This window comes from Absicoccus sp. (assembly GCF_034090965.1).
Classification (GTDB): Bacteria; Bacillota_I; Bacilli_A; order Erysipelotrichales; family Erysipelotrichaceae; genus Absicoccus; species Absicoccus intestinalis.
This window is the reverse complement of sequence record NZ_JAXDRQ010000026.1, coordinates 1-19149: the sequence shown is the minus strand read 5'-3', so window position 1 is coordinate 19149 and position 19149 is coordinate 1. Positions and strand designations below refer to the sequence as shown.

General features: G+C 37.2%; 19 protein-coding genes. 2 read left to right on the top strand and 17 right to left on the bottom strand.

Annotation, left to right across the window (positions count from 1 at the left end; all coding sequences use genetic code 11):
- The coding region (locus SOS22_RS03955) for a septation ring formation regulator EzrA (RefSeq protein ID WP_320596377.1) at nt 1-864 on the bottom strand (864 nt) is incomplete at its 3' end.
- Between the two features lie 268 nt (nt 865-1132).
- Between SOS22_RS03955 and rpsD the strand changes: the two genes are divergently transcribed.
- Both rpsD and SOS22_RS03945 read left to right on the top strand, forming a co-directional pair.
- Nucleotides 1133-1741, top strand: a complete 609-nt coding sequence (gene rpsD, locus SOS22_RS03950) for a 30S ribosomal protein S4 (protein ID WP_320325171.1) — start codon at nt 1133-1135, stop codon at nt 1739-1741.
- Nucleotides 1742-1788: 47 nt separating this feature from the next.
- The gene (locus SOS22_RS03945; protein WP_320325172.1) at nt 1789-2148 is read left to right on the top strand and encodes an SseB family protein; all 360 of its coding nucleotides are present in this window, start codon (nt 1789-1791) and stop codon (nt 2146-2148) included.
- A gap of 22 nt (nt 2149-2170) precedes the next feature.
- On the opposite strand, the gene SOS22_RS03940 is transcribed toward SOS22_RS03945, so the two are convergent.
- The 16 genes from SOS22_RS03940 to SOS22_RS03865 form a co-directional block, all read right to left on the bottom strand.
- Nucleotides 2171-2986, bottom strand: a complete 816-nt coding sequence (locus SOS22_RS03940; RefSeq protein ID WP_320325173.1) for a histidinol-phosphatase — start codon at nt 2984-2986, stop codon at nt 2171-2173.
- Nucleotides 2987-3039: 53 nt separating this feature from the next.
- Nucleotides 3040-3375, bottom strand: coding sequence for a single-stranded DNA-binding protein (locus SOS22_RS03935; RefSeq protein ID WP_320325174.1), 336 nt, complete (start codon nt 3373-3375; stop codon nt 3040-3042).
- Nucleotides 3376-3542: 167 nt separating this feature from the next.
- The gene (gene yfmH / locus SOS22_RS03930) at nt 3543-4802 is read right to left on the bottom strand and encodes an EF-P 5-aminopentanol modification-associated protein YfmH (protein WP_320596376.1); all 1260 of its coding nucleotides are present in this window, start codon (nt 4800-4802) and stop codon (nt 3543-3545) included.
- Nucleotides 4789-5988, bottom strand: coding sequence for a M16 family metallopeptidase (locus tag SOS22_RS03925; protein ID WP_320596375.1), 1200 nt, complete (start codon nt 5986-5988; stop codon nt 4789-4791). Before SOS22_RS03925 ends, yfmH begins: the two co-directional genes overlap by 14 nt.
- A gap of 51 nt (nt 5989-6039) precedes the next feature.
- Nucleotides 6040-7419, bottom strand: a complete 1380-nt coding sequence (locus tag SOS22_RS03920) for an NlpC/P60 family protein (protein ID WP_320596374.1) — start codon at nt 7417-7419, stop codon at nt 6040-6042.
- A 307-nt stretch (nt 7420-7726) separates the two neighbouring features.
- Nucleotides 7727-8245, bottom strand: coding sequence for a tRNA (cytidine(34)-2'-O)-methyltransferase (locus SOS22_RS03915; protein ID WP_320596373.1), 519 nt, complete (start codon nt 8243-8245; stop codon nt 7727-7729).
- Nucleotides 8242-8826 carry an RdgB/HAM1 family non-canonical purine NTP pyrophosphatase gene (rdgB, locus tag SOS22_RS03910; protein ID WP_320325179.1) on the bottom strand — a complete coding sequence of 195 codons (585 nt, stop codon included), beginning with the start codon at nt 8824-8826 and terminating at the stop codon, nt 8242-8244. The genes SOS22_RS03915 and rdgB overlap by 4 nt, the downstream gene beginning before the upstream one ends.
- Nucleotides 8827-8891: 65 nt before the next feature.
- Nucleotides 8892-10505, bottom strand: a complete 1614-nt coding sequence (gene groL / locus SOS22_RS03905) for a chaperonin GroEL (RefSeq protein WP_320325180.1) — start codon at nt 10503-10505, stop codon at nt 8892-8894.
- An 18-nt stretch (nt 10506-10523) separates the two neighbouring features.
- Nucleotides 10524-10784, bottom strand: coding sequence for a co-chaperone GroES (locus tag SOS22_RS03900; RefSeq protein WP_320325181.1), 261 nt, complete (start codon nt 10782-10784; stop codon nt 10524-10526).
- A gap of 124 nt (nt 10785-10908) precedes the next feature.
- Entirely contained in the window at nt 10909-12660 is a 1752-nt protein-coding gene (gene thrS / locus SOS22_RS03895) for a threonine--tRNA ligase (RefSeq protein ID WP_320596372.1), read from the bottom strand.
- 430 nt (nt 12661-13090) lie between these two features.
- Nucleotides 13091-14521, bottom strand: a complete 1431-nt coding sequence (locus SOS22_RS03890; RefSeq protein WP_320325183.1) for a HAMP domain-containing sensor histidine kinase — start codon at nt 14519-14521, stop codon at nt 13091-13093.
- Between the two features lies 1 nt (nt 14522).
- Nucleotides 14523-15182 carry a response regulator transcription factor gene (locus tag SOS22_RS03885; protein WP_128520815.1) on the bottom strand — a complete coding sequence of 220 codons (660 nt, stop codon included), beginning with the start codon at nt 15180-15182 and terminating at the stop codon, nt 14523-14525.
- A 15-nt stretch (nt 15183-15197) separates the two neighbouring features.
- Nucleotides 15198-16535: a phosphoglucosamine mutase gene (glmM, locus tag SOS22_RS03880; protein WP_320325184.1), complete on the bottom strand. Its 1338-nt coding sequence runs from the start codon at nt 16533-16535 to the stop codon at nt 15198-15200.
- A 13-nt stretch (nt 16536-16548) separates the two neighbouring features.
- Nucleotides 16549-17307 (bottom strand): YbbR-like domain-containing protein, encoded by a 759-nt coding sequence (locus SOS22_RS03875; RefSeq protein ID WP_320325185.1) that lies wholly within the window; start codon nt 17305-17307, stop codon nt 16549-16551.
- The gene (gene cdaA, locus SOS22_RS03870; protein ID WP_320325186.1) at nt 17304-18233 is read right to left on the bottom strand and encodes a diadenylate cyclase CdaA; all 930 of its coding nucleotides are present in this window, start codon (nt 18231-18233) and stop codon (nt 17304-17306) included. The genes SOS22_RS03875 and cdaA overlap by 4 nt, the downstream gene beginning before the upstream one ends.
- 25 nt (nt 18234-18258) lie before the next feature.
- Nucleotides 18259-19035: an HAD-IIB family hydrolase gene (locus SOS22_RS03865; protein WP_320325187.1), complete on the bottom strand. Its 777-nt coding sequence runs from the start codon at nt 19033-19035 to the stop codon at nt 18259-18261.
- Nucleotides 19036-19149: the final 114 nt, after the last annotated feature.

Genomic DNA, 19149 nt, shown 5'->3' with positions numbered 1-19149 from the left:
ATGTTCAGCTTCTTTTAATTGGCTAGCTGCTTCATTTAAATTCTTGTTGATTTCTAAATATCCCAAATTGATATCCGATTGTGATAATTCTGTCGCATTTTGATTAATTTCCATCATTGCAGCCGGAATAATCGATTTGGTTCTTTCATACAAATCTGGACATAAAGCAATTTCGCTTGAAAGTGAATCGATGGAGGCAGCAATCTTGTTTCCTTCGTCTTTGGCTTTATTGAATTCACAAGCATACATCCATTCTTCGAAATTAGAGAAATCATTTTCAATTTCTTGGAAGCGAGAATCAAAGTAAGTCGTTGCTTTATAAAAAGAATTACGATTGGTCGTATAGACTTGACGCACATTTTGATAACGTTCCTTTAAGGCATTCGCAAAATCACGAACTTCTGTTTCTTTTTGCAGAATATTATCCAATGCTTTCGTAACGATACGAATGCGTTCCCGTGCATCTTTCAAAGATGTTTCCAATTCATCCATTCGGCGCATAGCTCTTTTGGTATGATGTCCTTCTAAAGCATCGTGTGCTTTTTCACAAAGTGTGTCACATTCATCCATACCTTCAATGCATACATTATATTTTGGTGTCAATTCATTGACACGTTCCATGATATCGGCATTTACTTTTGCGAATGCTTTAGCTTTATTAAATTTATAATCTAATGAATTATTTCTTACCGCATTCACATCTTTCTCTAATTCCTCAAATCGGGCGTTCGCTTTACGACGGCGTAAATGATTGGAAAGAATGACTAATAAGATAATCACCAAAACGATGATATATATATATATCAACGTAGCCAACGTGATACGTGATTGAATAAATGATAAAAAGTCGGTTACAGATTGCATCCAAATTCCTCCTTAAAAAACTACTGTCATTATAGCAAAACTTACTATGTGTTTCCATGAATAATCTAAATTTTCTTGATTTTGAACAAGCACTTTGATATGATATTTGAGCATAAATTGATAGCAGCATACAAAGCTACAAGATACGCGTTATAAGCGCAAGCGATGCGAGTAACTAACAGCTGAATAGTAGAAAGCATCTTTTATAACACGCCTAGTAGTGATTTGTACTGTTATTGTTTTGTGAAAAAACAATAGGAGGAAACTTATGTCTAGAAACACAGGAAGTACTTGGAAAAAGTCTCGTCGTTTGGGTTTCTCGATCTTGGAAACAGGTGAAGAACTAACTCGTCGTAATTATATTCCAGGTCAACACGGCCAAGGACGTCGTGGCAAATTAACAAACTATGGTATTCAGTTACAGGAAAAACAACGTATTCGTCATACGTATCAATTAAGTGAAAAGCAATTCGCTAATACGTACGCAAAGGCAAGTAAAAAACCAGGTGCATCTGGTGAAAATTTATTGATCATGTTGGAAAGCCGTTTGGATAACATCGTTTATCGTATGGGATTTGCTCGTACACGTCGTGCAGCACGTCAACTTGTCAACCATGGACATATCTTGGTTGATGGAAAGAAAGTCGATATTCCTAGTTTCCAAGTAAAACCTGGACAAGAAATCGAAGTTCGTGAACGTTCGAAAAACTTATCTGCAATCAACGAAGCTTTAGAAGCTGCAACATCTACTGTTGATTTTGTCAATGTAGATACCGATAAGAAAAAAGGTACGTATGTACGTTATCCAGAACGTAGTGAATTATTCACATCACAACCAATTAATGAATTGTTAGTCGTTGAGTTCTACAATCGTTAGTAAAAAGAGGCCTTGCCTCTTTTTATTTTAGAAAGATGAAAATGTATATGGATGCAATTAAAAACAGTTTACAAGCCTATGGCCAAGATTCATCAGAAAACAATCTCGTTTCGATGTTAGAAACATTGATTTCCAGTTCGGTTTGGATTCCTGTATTCGAAGATAACCAACCCGATATCTTAGCCGATATGGACGGTCATAAATTCTATCCCGTTTTTTCAAGCCAAGAAGAAGCTTTGGATGAATATGTGCAAGTCAAATGGCAACAACTTCCTTTTGTGGAATGTCTGCATTATGTAGCCGAAAATAAAAAGGTTCACGCCATCGTGGTGAACCCATTTACAGAAAATGTACGATTGCCAAAAGATATTGTCGAAGGACTGAATGAACAATTTGGTCGCCATTAGAACGAAGTCATTCGTTCTTTTTTTATTGGAACTGGTCCAATGGTCGATCCTTAAAACCTTCGGAAGTCAATACGACCATGGAATCATATCCCACCTTTCGTATCAGATCCAAAGATTCTTTGAAATGACAATCCAAGTTTATCCGGTCATGACAATCACTATTCAAACAAATACGAATCTTTTTTTCGTGCATATAAGCCAATAAATTCTTATATGGATAAGGTGCTGTTCGATATCCTCGAGCGATGGCACCTGTATTTACTTCAAAAATTTTATGCGAAAGAGCATCGATCGTATCGCAAGCTAGAGCGACATATCGAGGATCTTCAAAATCAAAATACTTATTTCCTTCATTGTATTTTGTCAATAGATCCAAATGTCCAATGATATCCACTTCTTTCCAGTCTTTCATAACAGCAACATTCTTATAGTAGGCTTGTGCATAGGACAAAAAATCATCATGAAACCATTCATGCAGTATTTTACACATTGTCTGTTCACTTTCATCAACACTTTTAAACTGGCCTTCCTGTTCAACAAAATGTGCACTGCCAATGATGTAATCAAAATCAGCCGGATTGGCTACTCTTCCCAATATATCTTGTTCGATGCCTAGATATATTTGGATTTGATCGGCATATTTTTTTTGAAGTGCACGAATTTCATGAATATATGCAACCTGGCCTTGTTGCGACATCGATGCATCATCATAGATACAATATCCATGACCGGAAAATCCTAATATATCAAACCCTTTTTCAATCGCTGTTTGGATCATTTGTTCCGGTTGGTCTTTGCCATCACAATATGTACTATGTGTATGTAAATTCTGTCTCATGTCTCTATCCTCCAATAGGAGTATATCGTAAAAAAAGCAGGTAGTTCAACTACCTACCTACTTTCGTTTGGTTCTAACTTTTTGGATAAAAAGTCGATTTTTTCCGCTACAAAAACATAATTATAGTATGTTTTCTCTTCTTTATCATAACGACGCGAAGCCATTCGACCTTTAATGGCCAGACAGTCCCCAATGTGTGAATGCGCACATAAGGTTTCTGCCAATCCCCTCCAAACTTCCACTTGGATCAAATCTTGTTCGTATATGCCCTCGGAATTGGCGAATGGACGATCCACTTTCATCAAAACACTACATGTCTTGACACCCGTGGTTGTCTCTTTCAATGAAGGTAATTCTTCAATACATCCAACAATACAAAAAAGATTCATTCTATTTACCTCCTAGCGTATCCGGTAATGGTAATGTACCATTTCTTATCACCTGCCTTCGCTCTTATAGTAAATAGATATTGATATTTAAGCAAACGAAGTTAAATTACGTAAAATAAAAAATATACAGTATTTTACATATCATAAAATACTGTATATTTATTGATTTACATATTTTTTGGTTGAATCGTCGTAACCGTTGGATGATCAAGATCCAAAGTCTTGAGATAGGTATTGATTTGTTCCACGCTTAATTTGGAGATCATTTCATATTGTTGCCAATGATCATAGCCAGAAATATGAGCTTCCAGCAAATCCACTGCAAGATCTTCAAAAGAATCAAATCCGCGAATCATTTGTGCAAGAGCTCGCGCTTTTATGGCTTGAAAGATTGTTGGATCGATGCCTTGAACCAACTGTTTGCTCATTTTTTCTACCAGTTTTATATAAGCTTGGGGATAATGAGTCTGTGCATAAAAAAGTACAGCACTGTGATCAATATGGATATCGCATTCTGCCCCATTGATGTTGGTCATGATTTCTTCATCCAACCAAGATTGATAACAAGGATTCAAAGAGGTCATCGCTGCATCTAACGCCATTTGAATACATTGATCCTTTTGAATAGCCAAATGAATATCGGTTTCTGGCTTTTGTTTATAGCCAATGCATACAAAAGGTGTGGAAATATCCATCGTACATGAGAAATCAGAACGAGCACAAGTCGTTGGTTCATCATGGATCACGCGCTTGACTTTGCCATTTAAAGAAGAGGGATGACGGATTTGATTTTCTTTAATGATATCCATGATCTTGTCAATATCCTGGCCTGTAATACCAACCAATGTTAATTTGGAAGGATCATAATTATAATGATAGAAGGTCTTTAAATCTTCGACACGCATATGGGCAATATCTTCTGGTGTTCCTAATACATCATATCGAAGGGGATGCTCGACATATAGACTTTTCCAAGTTTCTTTAAATAATCGCTGTTCTGGTTGTTGCTGATACATATCATATTCGCTAAGAATGATTCCTTTTTCTTTGTTGACAGATTGTGTATCAATATCCAGTTCTTCCACAAAATCAAAAAGTAGATGCAATGGTGCTTCGATATCTGCCGTTGTTTGAAAATAATACGCCGTTTTATTATACGTCGTAAACGCATTGGTACTGGCTTGCATTTGAGCAAATTGATCCGTAATATCCTGGCCATGTAATCGAAACATTTGATGTTCAAGAAAATGGGCACATCCCGAACGATGATGGAGATGCAAATTATGATAACTTTGTTCAATATCAAATCCACCTGCATCCACAGCAAGCATAAACAAGGAACGATAATATCCCGGCTTTTTGACCAAAATAACATGCAATCCATTGTCTAATGTTTCCTCTTTGACAATCATATTAAACTTCTTCATGCTCTTCCTCCTTTACGATGGATCGCGCAACCAAATGTAGATAGGAACTTGCCTGGATCACTTCTTCTTTGGTGACATGATCAATGGCTGAGATACGATCTTTTAATTGCGTATTTCGATGCATCAAATCATCCAGATAGGCTTGTTCAATTAAACTAAACGAACTATCTTGACCACTGATCAAACCATCGATCAGATCTTTTTTTGCACTCGAAAGCAATGACACATCAAATTGACCGGTTTGCAGTTTCTTAATTTGTTCTTGGATCAAAGATATTACTTGATCAAAATATTGATTTCGAAAACTCGTGGAAATGATCAATGCGCCATCAAAACGAACAATTGAACTATAGATGGAATAACAATAACTATGTTTTTCACGAACGTTGGTAAACAATAAACTATTGGGTGATTGACCCAAAAGGGAGTTCATGACCAACAAAGGATAATACAATGGATCATCCACGCCGATATGATTCGCATACACATGTGTTAGACTTGTTTGCGAAATATCACGAGTTTGGCTTTGTATTTGTAAGGAAGAATTGTCCAACAATTCAAAATGCGATTGGAGCGTTTGATGCGAATCCAATGAATCTAAATAGTTATAGAGTGCTTGACTGGGTTGACCAACGATATATACATGCTTTTCTGCTTTTAGATAGGCTTCATAGGCTTGCTGAATATCCAAAAGCGTAATGCCATCAATTGCATTGATGTTTCCTTGTACCGGTATGGAAATGGAATGAGGGGCTAAGCTCGTAAAAGCATTCAGCAAAGCAATCGTGTTGGGATCATCCATTTGCGTATGCAAACGATTTTTTAATTGCATTTTTGCTTGAGAAAGCGAAGCCGACGTAAAGTGTGGATGGCAAATGATTTGATTGAATAAATCAAGTGCTTGTTTTTCATAGCTTGGATCGGGTATCCATTGTGATTCAATCGCATTCATTCGTATATCCATGACCAATTGTTTCCCATAAGCAGAAAGTCCGACCCCAATACGAATGCCATAGGTATCTGCTAAAGCACGGGCAAATAAAGAAGGATCTGGATATTTTTCCGTTTGTTTTTTCATCATGATGCATAAAAGATTCATGGTCGTGATCGTATGAATATCCAAGGCAAAAATCGAACGAATGGATACACTCACATGATTAAATTTTTCGGTCTTAATAAATTTCATTTTCGTTTTCCTCTGATAAAAAAAAGAGGACCGAAGTCCTCTTTATATAGACTAGTTAATATGAACGTAAGCGATAAATGGTTGCGAACAATTTACAGAAGTAAGAACCGTTGTCGATCCATTCCAACCACCATGTACAGCTTGTCCATTACCAACATAAACAGCAACGTGACCTTGGTAAACAATGATATCACCTGGCACTGGATTACTTGTGACAGTACCTAATGATAAATAATCTTCAGGCCATCCATGGAAACTAATACCTGCTGCTGCTAAAGAGTTTGTAACTAACATCGTACAATCTTGACCAACACCGATTTGTGATAAAGCGGCGGCAGCAATAGCTGCTGATTTTGAAGAAGTTGTTGTGCCTGTACTTGTTGATGTATTTGTTGAACCCGTATTTGCAGCGGTATTGTTACTTGTACCCGTATTTGTATTTGTACTACCTGTATTGGTTGCCGTATTCGTAGTGGTATTGTCTACGACCGTTGTTGTATTGGAAACAGTTGAAGTGTTGGCATTGGATACCGTATTGTTTGTGTTCGCAGCTTGTTGTTGAGCAGCAGCCTGTTGTTGAGCAGCAGCTTCTTGCGCAGCGGCCTCTTGTGCAGCAGCTTGTTCTTGTGCAGCTTGCTGTGCAGCGGCTTCTTCTGCGGCTTTTTGAGCAGCAGCTTCTTCGGTAGCCTTTTGTGCAGCTTCGGCAGCAGCACGCTCATCAATTGCTGTTTGCGTATCTACGATTACACCATTTTCATCTGTGTAATACTCATCGGCAACTTTTTCACCATTGACAACTTTATTTCCATCATCACCAAAGAAATAAGCATTACCATCAATTTGTTGGTAACCTGTAACCTTTGTTCCATCTTGGAAATAGGCATTACCATCATTTGACCAACCTGTTTTCAATGTACCATCTTCATTGAAAGCATACGTTGTTCCATCAATATCCATTTCTGTGTTTGTAACACGTTTACCATTTTCATCAAAATAGTATTTTTGTCCATCGATTTCAACCCAACCTGTTTTTACTTCACCATCGGCATCTAAGTAATATGTTGAATCTCCATCATTCACTAAAGTATTGGTTTTCTTGAAACCTTTGTCATCATAATATGATTTTTTGTCTTTAGACCAACCTTGACGTAAAGTACCTGTCTTTTCAAAATTGTACGTTTCGCCAGAGACTACGGTCTTTCCTGTAGCGGCTGTACCATTCGACTTAAAGTAATATGTTTTGTTAGCAACGGTTTGCCATCCAAATTGCATATCGCCTTTTTCATCGAAATAGTAAAGGTCGTTGTTAACTTGGGTCAATCCAGTGGCCTCTTTACGATCAGAAGCTTGAATATAGTAACGATTTTTACCTTCGCCATGCCATCCTGGTTTTAGTTCAAATGCTTTGATGGTTTGAGCAACTGAACCCATGCTGGCAGCACATAACGCTACAGCAAGTAGTTTGTTATGTTTTTCGATAAATTTCATCTAAATCACCTCTTAAACATCTCCAAGGTTATCATAAGTTTCCGGTTGTCGCAAATTTCACCGAATCATTCTGGAAAGGTTTCACACAATTTTGGGAATCATTTTTTAAAAAATCCCCTTTATTTAAAGGGGTTTTCAAAAAATTATGTAAAAATGTGTGATTTTAATCCAAATTTAAAGTAAAATCTCAAAATAGACAAACGTTCACAAATGAAGTACATTTAGGCATTTCTTTTCTTTTGTCTACCAATTATTCCGGTATTGTGTCCAAAAAATCCTCTCCTTTAAGAACCTCCGTTGTCGATAATCCCGGATAATTTAATTGTCGCAACACTTCATAAACGATGATTGCCGCACAGTTGGATAAATTTAAAGAACGAGCTTGTGCAACCATCGGCAAACGCATACATGTATCTTGATGATGTTTTAAGATACGACGATCAATGCCCGTGCTCTCTTTCCCTAAGATCAAATAGATATCCCCTGTTTCTTTTGTAAAGTCAAATTGACTCGGTGCTTTTTTACCATAACGCGTCATATAATAATAATGTTTGGCTGGATTTGCTTGCACAAACGCATCCCAATTTTTATGAATACGAATATCACAATCTTTCGCATAATCCATCCCGGCACGACGAAGATGTTTTTCATCTAAAGAAAATCCCAAAGGTTCTATCAAATGTAGAACACTATTGGTTGCCATACAAGTACGAATGATATTTCCGGTATTGCCTGGTATTTCCGGCTCGTATAAAACGACATGAATCATAATCGATCCTTCCAATCTGCCATAAAGGCTTTTAAAGCATTGCCACGATGAGAAACACTATTCTTTAATTCCTCACTCACATTGGCCGTGGTTGTATGAAATGGTGGGTAATAAAAGATGGGATCATAACCAAATCCATTCTTACCAACGATTTCATCATTGATTTGGCCTTCGATCGTACCTCGATACGTATATTCTTTCCCTTGTTCATCAATAAAGGCAATCACACAGATAAATCGAGCAGAACGATCTTTTTTTCCCTTGAGCGCATCAATGATGGCCTGGTTTTTGATCGTATAAGACGTGTCTTTACCCATCCAACGGGCAGAATGTACACCCGGTTGTTTATTCAAGGCATCGACTTCTAAACCGGAATCATCACTAAGCACCGGTTGATGGATCACCTGATACAGAGCCCGTGCTTTGATCAAGGCATTTTCTTCAAATGTCTTTCCATTCTCAACAATGTGGACCTCTTGATCCAGATCTTTCATGCTTTTTACCTGAACTTGGGATCCCAACATCGTTTGAAATTCTTCCACTTTATGTGGATTGGAAGTTGCTATCCAAATTGTTTTCATATATATCACCAAAAATCATTATAAAAAAAAGAAGAACTCATTTCAATGAGTCCTTCTGGAATCGATTAATACATGGCTGGAGCAGCTGGTGCTGGTTGTTCTGGTTCTGGAATCTTAGCCACACCGGCTTCTGTAGTAATGAACAAAGCAGAAATACTTGTTGAATTGATCAAAGCATTACGAGTTACTTTGGCAGGATCAATGATACCTGCATCAAACATATTTACCCATTCACCGGCTTTGGCATCAAAACCAATACCCGTATCTTGTGTCTTTTGTTTTTCAACAATATCTTCACTATTAAATCCGGCATTATCAGCAATTTGTGCCAATGGCGATAACAAAGCGTCAAATACTAATTTAATACCTTTTTGTACATCCACTACATCGGAATGCACCTTATCTTTCAAGGCAACATAAGCATTGACAAGGCAAGCGCCACCACCAACAACAATACCTTCACTAACAGCTGCACGAGTAGAGTTCAATGCATCTTCAATACGTAATTTCTTTTCTTTTAATTCCGTTTCAGTAGCCGCACCGACTTTGATGACTGCCACACCATTGGATAATTTACCTAAACGTTCAGACATACGTTTCTTATCATATTCGCTCTTGGTATTTTCAATTTGTGCTTCAATTTCTTTTACACGATCAGCTACTTTTGCTTTATCGCCAGCACCACCAATCATCGTTGTACTGTCTTTCTTAACAATCAAACGCTTTACGGTACCAAGATCAGATAATTGCATATCTTTTAGATCCATATCTAGATCTTTCGAATAGAATGTTGCACCTGTTAAGATGGCAATATCTTCCAATTGCGCTTTTTGGTTATCACCAAATCCAGGCGCCTTCGTTGCAACGACGTTAAATGTTCCACGTAATTTATTTAATGCCAATGTAGATACAACTTCATTTTCCAAATCATCCGCAATGATCAATAAACTACGATTGGATTGTACGATTTGCTCCAACAAAGGTAAGATTTCTTGGACATTGTTGATCTTTTGATCCGTAACCAAAACATATGGATTTTCCATAACACATTCCATTTTTTCACGATCAGAAACCATATATGGAGAAACATAGCCCTTGTCATATTCCATACCTTCACTGATTTCTAATGTTGTTTCAAAACTATTGGAATCATCCGTAGAGATAACACCATCACGACCTACCTTTTCCATGGCTTGGGCAATGATCTTACCAATTTCTTCATTACCACTCGAAATTGTAGCTACGCTCTCAATATCTTTAGAAGATTCTACCTTCTTTGAATGTTCCAAAATATATTCACTGATAGCTTTTGATGCTTTCTCAATACCTTCACGCATCAATACAGGGTTTGCACCACGTTCTACCGCACGTAAACCATTTTCAATCATGCTTTGCGCCAAAATGGTTGCTGTTGTTGTACCATCACCAGCCGTATCATTGGTTTTATTGGCTACTTCATAAACCAATTTCGCACCCATATTTTCAAATGGATCTTCCAATTCAATTTCTTTGGCAATACTTACACCATCATTCGTGATCAATGGGCTGCCATATTCTCTTTCCAAGACCACGTTACGTCCTTTAGGACCTAATGTAACACGTACTGCATTCGCTAAGGTATTCACTCCATTGAGCATTGCTTCACGAGCATCTTTTGAAAAACGTACTTCTTTTGCCATAACTATTCCTCCTATATATTATCGATTTACTGCAATGATATCTTCATCTTTGATCACTACATATTCTTCGTCATCAATTTTGATATTTGTTCCGGCATATTCTTTAAATAATACTTTATCGCCCTTGGCATAATCTGGCTTTTCGACTCCAGTTCCAATTTCTTCAACGATCGCAAATTTTGATTTTTCTTTGCCACTCGTCAAGATAATTCCACTTGCGGTCGTCTTTTCTTCTTTTTCTTTTTTCAATAAAACAAAATCATGTAAAGGTTTAATCATACTAGCATCCTCCTTTTTAGCACTTGTCTATTTCAATTGCTAACTGTAGTATATCACAACATTTAGCACTGTCAACATCAAAGTGCTTAAAAAATCAGATCCATATCTATGGATCTGATCTTACCTATTCAGCTTTAAATAATTCTTTAGTATCCACTTCGGAAACAAAACGTTGAATGGCATCTTCCAATGAAACTGTTTCTGATTTACGAGAACCACTCTTTCGAATCGTTACCGTATTGGCTTCCATTTCACCATCACCAACAACCAATTGATAATTGATATGTTTGATTTGTGCTTCACGGACACGATAACCTAATTTTTCATTACGATCATCTAAATCAACACGTAATCCTTTGGCTTTCAAAGCTTCTTGTACTTTCTTCGCATACGCTAAATGTTTTTCCTGATGAACAGGAATGACAACCAATTGATGAGGAGCCATCCACAATGGGAAATGACCAGCAAAATGTTCGGTCAAAATACCAATGAAACGTTCAAAAGAACCAAAGACAACACGATGCAACATGATAGGTGTCTTACGAGAACCATCTTTATCCACATACACAGCTCCAAAACGACCTGGTAAATTCATATCCAATTGAACCGTACCACATTGCCAAATACGTCCCAAACTATCCTTGATATGGAAATCTAATTTTGGACCATAGAAAGCACCATCGCCTGGATTTACAACAAAATCTTTTCCAGCTTTACGGCACGCCTCAGCCAAAGCTTTTTCACTCTTTTCCCAAACATCCAATTCACCAATATAGCTTTCTGGACGAGTAGACAATTCAATATTGTATGTCAATCCTAAAACACTATAAATACGATCAATCAGGGCAATGATACGTCCTACTTCATCTTCAATTTGATCGACAGTCACAAAAATATGTGAATCATCTTGGGTAAATTCACGAACGCGGAACAATCCGTTTAATGCACCAGAAGCTTCATTTCGATGCACAAGTCCTTCTTCAGCTAATCGAAGGGGTAAATCTTTGTAAGAATGCAAAGAATTGTTATAGACCAACACAGCGCCTGGGCAATTCATTGGTTTGATCGCAAATTCACGATTTTCTACTTTTGAAGTATACATATTTTGTTTATAGTGTCCCCAATGTCCAGAGGTTTCCCATAATTCTTTAGACATCATGATAGGTGTACGAACAAATTGATATCCTTCTTTGACATGTTCTTCATGCCAATATTCTTCCAATTGTCTTTGAAGGATCATTCCATCTGGAAGGAAGAATGGCATACCAGGTGCAAATTCAGACATCATAAATAAGCCCATTTCACGACCAATCTTCTTGTGATCACGTTTCTTTGCTTCCTCTAAAGCTTCCAGGTATTTGTCTAGATCTTCTTTTGTATCGAAACATACACCATAAATACGTTGTAACATTTTATTGTTGACATCACCTTTCCAGTAAGCACCAGAATGTTTCATCAACTTAAAATAACGACACTTCTTTGTACTCTCTACATGAGGACCTCGACATAAGTCGGTAAAGTCACCTTGCGTATACATCGAAATGTTTGTACCTTCCGGCATACGAGTAATCAAATCGACTTTATATGGATCATCTTTAAAACGCGCCAAAGCCTCTTCTCGGCTGATTTCCTGACGAACGATACGTTTATCCGATTTCGCACATTTCTTCATCTCTTTTGTGATCTTATCCAGATCTTCATCTGTGATCGTATGATCACCTAGATCCATATCATAATAGAATCCTTCTTCCACGACAGGTCCAACCCAAAATTTAGCATCTGGCCAAATATGACGAACGGCTTGGGCCATTAAATGCGCACATGAATGATTCAATGTTTTTAAATGTTCATCTTCAGTAAAGTTCACAAGTTCCATTTTGTTTCCTCCTAAATAAAAAAACGTCCTATATAAGGACGTTGTGAACGCGGTACCACCTTAATTTACAGAAAAATTCTGTACATCTCAAGTGTTGTTAACGCCAACTTACGGCACACTCTTTCGAGGGCAACTCCAAGGGAGTAAATAAAAATCTGCGCAAAGAATTTACACCAACCATTCTTCTCTCTAGATTGCATGATTCCTATTCATGTCCTTTTCAACATTGTTGTCCTCATTATAAACTATTCGATGTTAAAATGCACGATAGAATTTATTTTTTCATTCTATTTCAGTAAACTGCCTCAATTTATCGAAAATAAAGCTACTAAGAAGTTTGATATTTAAACCTCCATCTACTATTCTTGCCGTCTTCTTCTACTTTGAAGAAGTGAATTTCGACAAAAGGAAATTCTGCATGATTCAAAAATCATCGTTCCTTATTCTGCTTCTCATTTTTCTGGCGATAGTTCCGTCTTCGATTGGCTTGTTTTTTTACTTTCGGATGCGGTCGATAAATTTCAAAACAAACCCCATCTTCCGTATTATATCCTTTCACAAGATAACGATTGGCCTTCACCACTTTATCAACAATAGATAAACCCAAACCAAAACGACCCCCTTCCCCTTTTTCATAGGGATGAAACAACGTTTCGATCCGATCTTCATCCATCTTTGGTCCATCATTGGATATTTTTAAATCATCTTCATGCAGTTCAATTCGAATATATGTTTTCGCATAACGAAATGCATTTTCCATGATATTTTCAATGGTCACTCGCCAAGATTCCAACAAACCATCAAAGAACACTTCTTCCATGTCTGTTTGAATTTCTATATCCTTACGAATGACGGCTGTATTTAAGACAACTTGTTCAACAACATCTTTCATATTGGTAACGACACCTTCGGCATCACTGGTGATCAAATATTCGACCCGATTTAAATACAAAAGATTATGAACTTTGTCTTCCAAACGTTGTGCATTATCAATGATCACATCAACACTTTTTTCCATCGTACCATAAGGATAGATCCCATCTTTGATGGATTCGGCATAGGATTTAATGGTTGCGATAGGTGTCTTCAAATCATGAGAAATGTTATGGATCATTTCCTCTTTGGCTTTTTCCTGCTTTGTCAATTCATCCTTCATATTGACCAAAGCATCCGCCACTTCGCCTATTTCATCTTCTCGATTGACATGCAATTCTACATCTTTTCCCATTTTCACTTGTTCAATGTAATATTTGATCTGGTTCAATGGATGAATGATGGAATACACCCATATCATCATGATCAACAACATCGCAAAATAGGCAAAAATCGTAAGATCAAAAGTAGAATCCACTAAAGAAGAACGAAGCGATTGAGAATAGGTATCATCCATATAGCTAGCTAAGATCACATTTCCCTCATTGGTCTTCACAAGCCGAATTCGATAATAATAGGTTCTCCCATTATATTCATACACACCTTGTTGAACATCCCCATCTTCTTTGACTTGTTGCGATTCCTTCACGATCGTATTGGCCAAACCAGGCACAGTCTTATCATGAAACTTTGTGTTCAATAGCTGTACCTTATCTTTTTTTACGATCCCATTCACTTGGTATTTATCGACTGAAAAATCAAAATAGTCTTGTTTCAAAGCATCGGATGAATCCGATTTCAAAACGGTAATGATGGCTTCCTGACGGCTTTCCATCATATCATACATTTGTAGACGAATGGTACGATCGATATTGCCACTTAAAAAGAGAAAGAAAAACGCAAAAAAGAAAATAATAAATAGGAAAATGATCATGATGATCTGCTGGGTCAAAGATAATTTGCGAAACCCTGCTGTTAGTTTTTTCATCTTATCCTAACCGATAGCCATATCCATAAATCGTATGAATATTCAAATTTGGCAATTTCTTACGCAAACGACGCAACGTATCATCGACCACACGATCCGATCCAAAATAATTTTCATCCCAGACATTTTCCAATATTTTATCACGACTAAAAGCAATGCCTTTATTTTTGATGAACATCATCAATAAATCAAATTCTTTTGTTGTCAATTCTATTTCTTGATTCTCATAAAAAATCTTACGTTGTTCTTCATCCAATTCATAACCATCGATACTGATGCGATTGTTATCATCTTTATATGCACGTTTGATAATATTATTGACACGCAATACCAATTCTTTAGGACTAAAAGGCTTAGTGATATAATCATCACTGCCTTTTTCTAAGCCAATAATACGATCAAATTCTTTATCACGTGCAGACATGAAAATAACTGGGATTTCTGGACCTTGTAAACGTATTTCTTCAATCAAATCAAAACCCGATTTATCATCCAACATGATATCTAAGATCCATAAATGAACATCATCATCGGCAACATGAGCATTGGCTTCTTCATATGTATAATACGACCGAACTTCATATCCTTCTTTACGTAAATATTGCGCCACCAGATTATTTAGATCTTTTTCATCTTCTACGACACAAATTACACGTTTCAAAATGCATCCCTCCTCTTAAAACGCATGCTCTTTCATATAAGAAACAACACGTCCTACATATTCTTCACATAACTCATCGGTTTTAGCTTCAACCATGACACGAATCAATGGTTCCGTTCCACTTGGACGAACAAGAATACGGCCTTCATCGCCTAGATCATCCTGAACACTTTGAATCACTTGTTGCAACGACTCATCATTTAAAGCATGTTCCTTATCCTTAACTTCGACATTTTCTAATAATTGCGGATAAATAAATAAGCCTTCACTGAGTTCTTGTAAGGTTTTACCCGTTTCTTTCATGACCGTCAATAACTGTAAGGCGGTAAATAAGCCATCCCCTGTCTTTTCATGTTCATAGAAAATAATATGACCGCTTTGTTCTCCACCAATCCAATAATCATGCTTCTGCATTTCCTCAAATACATATTTATCACCAACTGGGGTTTGGATATAATCAATTTTGCTTGCATCCAATGCTTTATACAGACCTAAGTTAGCCATGACCGTAGTGACACACATATTCTTATTCAATTTATTGACTGATTTTAAATAGCGACTACAGATATAAAGAATATAGTCACCATTCATCAAACGCCCATCACTGTCACAAACGATCAATCGATCCGCATCGCCATCAAACGCTAAACCAACATCATACTCATTTTCTTTCATGATTCGTTGTAAGCCTTCTGGATGCGTAGATCCACACTTGTTGTTGATATTAATGCCATTTGGTGAATTATTGATGGCCTCGACCGTAGCACCTAAAGCATCTAAAGTTTCCACCGCCGTACTTGTAGCGGATCCATTGGCAAGATCCACACAAATATGCATGCCCGTTAAATCAACAGGAACTGTTTCTTTTAACCAAGACATATAGATTTCCAAACCATCTTCCCATTCGATCAATTCACCAATCTTCTCCCCAGTGGCTAATGGCAATTGGGTTTTATCATCCATATAATCTTCGATCTTCAATAAAATGGATTCCTCCATCTTTTCACCACGATCATTAAAAACTTTAATGCCATTGTCGTAAAAAGGATTATGACTGGCACTGACCATGATGCCACAATCAAACCGTTCCTTTTGAATCAAATAACTAATGGAAGGCGTTGGACATACACCCAACAAATACACTTGGGCTCCCATACTTGTTGCTCCAGCTGCCAATCCCAATTCAAACATATCGCCAGATAAACGCGTATCTTTACCAATCAAGATACGAGCATGACGACTACTTTTACTATAATACCAACCAAGATACTGTCCAATCTTGATGGACATATCTAATGTTAGACCTTCATTGGCTCTGCCTCGAACACCATCTGTTCCAAAATATTTTCCCATTTTTGTACTACCTCTATTCACTCTTTAATTTTACTTCTGCCTTTATGGTGGAAGGATCAATTTGAACATCCACAGTTTCACCCTTTGAATCATAAGCAACCAATGTGGCACTGGTCTCAAAATCACTGGTTTGATTGGATGCATCAATAATGGCTTTTACGGAACGAATCGAATCAATTTGTTCCTTTGTACCCGAAATCGTTACATTATTTGTATCCAAAGTAGGTGTATCCCATTTGGAAGTACTAGAAGCATATAATTCTGCTGAAACGGAAAACCGTTTGGATACACGCTCAGCCAAATGAGCCGTTACGGTAGCTGGCTCTATTTTTGCATCCAGATTCGAAGGAAGGTTATCCACATCCAATTGAACAACCGAATCACCTTCTTGATTTTTCCGTAAATCACAAACTACTTTGACTTCCCCTTTGGCACGAAATACCTGTATATCGGCAGATTTACCTGTCAACATCACAGTAACCGTACTCGGTACGCCAGTCAGATCATATTTTTCCGAATCATATAATGCATCCACTTCCACATTATTGATCTGTACGGTGGTTGATTGGTCATTAAATAATTGCGTACCAATCACATCATAATTGATCGATACACAAATGAAAACAGCTGCTACCAAAGAAACCAAAGCTGCCCCTGTTTTTGAATAAATGATATGATCGACTAATTTACTTAATTTTGAAAAGATCAATCGCACAATTCGATAAATCAAATGCAATTTACCCATAGGAGGTTGTGAATTATTATTCATCATTTTGATTTTCCTCCGTGGTCTGTATTATAAAAGTCGACAATCTCAATCGGTTGAATTCGTTCATCGACTTTCTTTCTCTTTTCTTTTTCCGACCCTGTTTTATTTCGTGTGATCAAAGAATGTGCCGTTCTACGAATCAATTGCGAATCCGATATTTCTGGTTCTTTCGGAATCAAAACATTCATCAAATAACGACGCAATCCTTCGACTGGATATTGCGTTAATTGCCCATTTACAGCAAGTGAAATAGCGCCTGTTTCCTCGCTCACAATGATCGTGATCGAATCGGTAATCTCACTGATTCCAACTGCAGCTCGATGTCGTGCACCATATTTACTTGGTAGATCTCTACTTGTTGGTGGAAAATAAGCAGCAGCACACGCAATTTTATTTCCCTGAATGATCACAGCCCCATCATGCATGGGTGTTCCATATTGAAATATCGTTCCCAATAATTCACTAGACACAACCGAATCCATACGAATTCCTGTGTTGATATAATCGGTCAATTCTTGTGCTTGTTGGATCGTGATCAAAGCCCCCGTCTTTGATTTTGACATTTGCTCACAAGCATCAACAATTTCATTGATCATTGAAATGGTTTCTTCCGTAGTTAAATTCGTCAAGTGGATGGCCGATGTTTTTCCTAAGCGTTCCAACATACCACGTATTTCGGGTTGGAATACGATGATCAACGCCAATACCCCCCACTGCAAGAAAATATCCATGATATGGCTAAATGCATTGAGACCAAGGATAACGGATAGTCCTTTAATGACCAGGATGACTAAAATACCCTTTAATATTTGTACCGTACGCGAATTATTTCGAAAGAGTCGCAAAGCCAAATAAATCAATGCCCATACCGCTAAAATATCTAAGATCAGTCGAATGATCAATGTGATATCATCTATCGCAGCACTCAAATTAGATTCCCCCTTATTTCATCGATTATTCGGATTTAATATCTTTGATCATTTCTGCAATAGACATGACTTCATGATCACAAATTGCTTTGATTTCCTCGCTAGCTGTAAAGAATGCATAAGAATTTCCTGCAAATTCTAACATCGGAATATCTTTCTCTAAATTACCGATCGCATATACGTCGTCTACATCTAGATCCACATAATTGGTCACAAATTCCAAACCTGTTCCTTTCGAAACTCCTTTTGGAACCACATCGACACAATAGTTATTGGCATAAGCAGTAATATTTTCTGAAAAGAATATGTTTAATTCTTCTGCCAATGCAGTGGCCATATCCGGATTTGTCATCGAAAGAACGATTTGTGAATAGCCTCCTTGCTTATCCATGACTTCTGCTTCCGTAAGATCCGGTTGCATATTCGGATAACGAACATCCTGAATATGTGGATTCACTACAATACGATGGCGATGTCTGCCGTCATTGACAACATAACTAACCACACCATCCGTTTGTTTGGCAATATACATAACATCCAAAGCAGTAATATACTCTAAAAAATTACTTTCAATTTCATTGCCCATACGATCAAAAATTACACTACCATTATTTGTTACAATATAGTCTGGATCCAATCCATCTTTTTTCAAATACTTATCCAGTGATTCTTTTGCACGACCGGTTACGATTGTGAATAAATTTCCACTTGCTTGCCATTGTCGGACTGCCTGGCTATCCTCGTCCATTACATGTTTTCCGTAACACAATGTTCCATCATAATTTGAGGCCAACAGTTTCATAGTATAGTTCTCCTTTATTGTCTTTTCTATTTTATCACATAATTGACATGAATCACATTATAAAAAGGTAGGATACAAGACCTACCTTTATGATTCAATTGTAGAATTCAAATC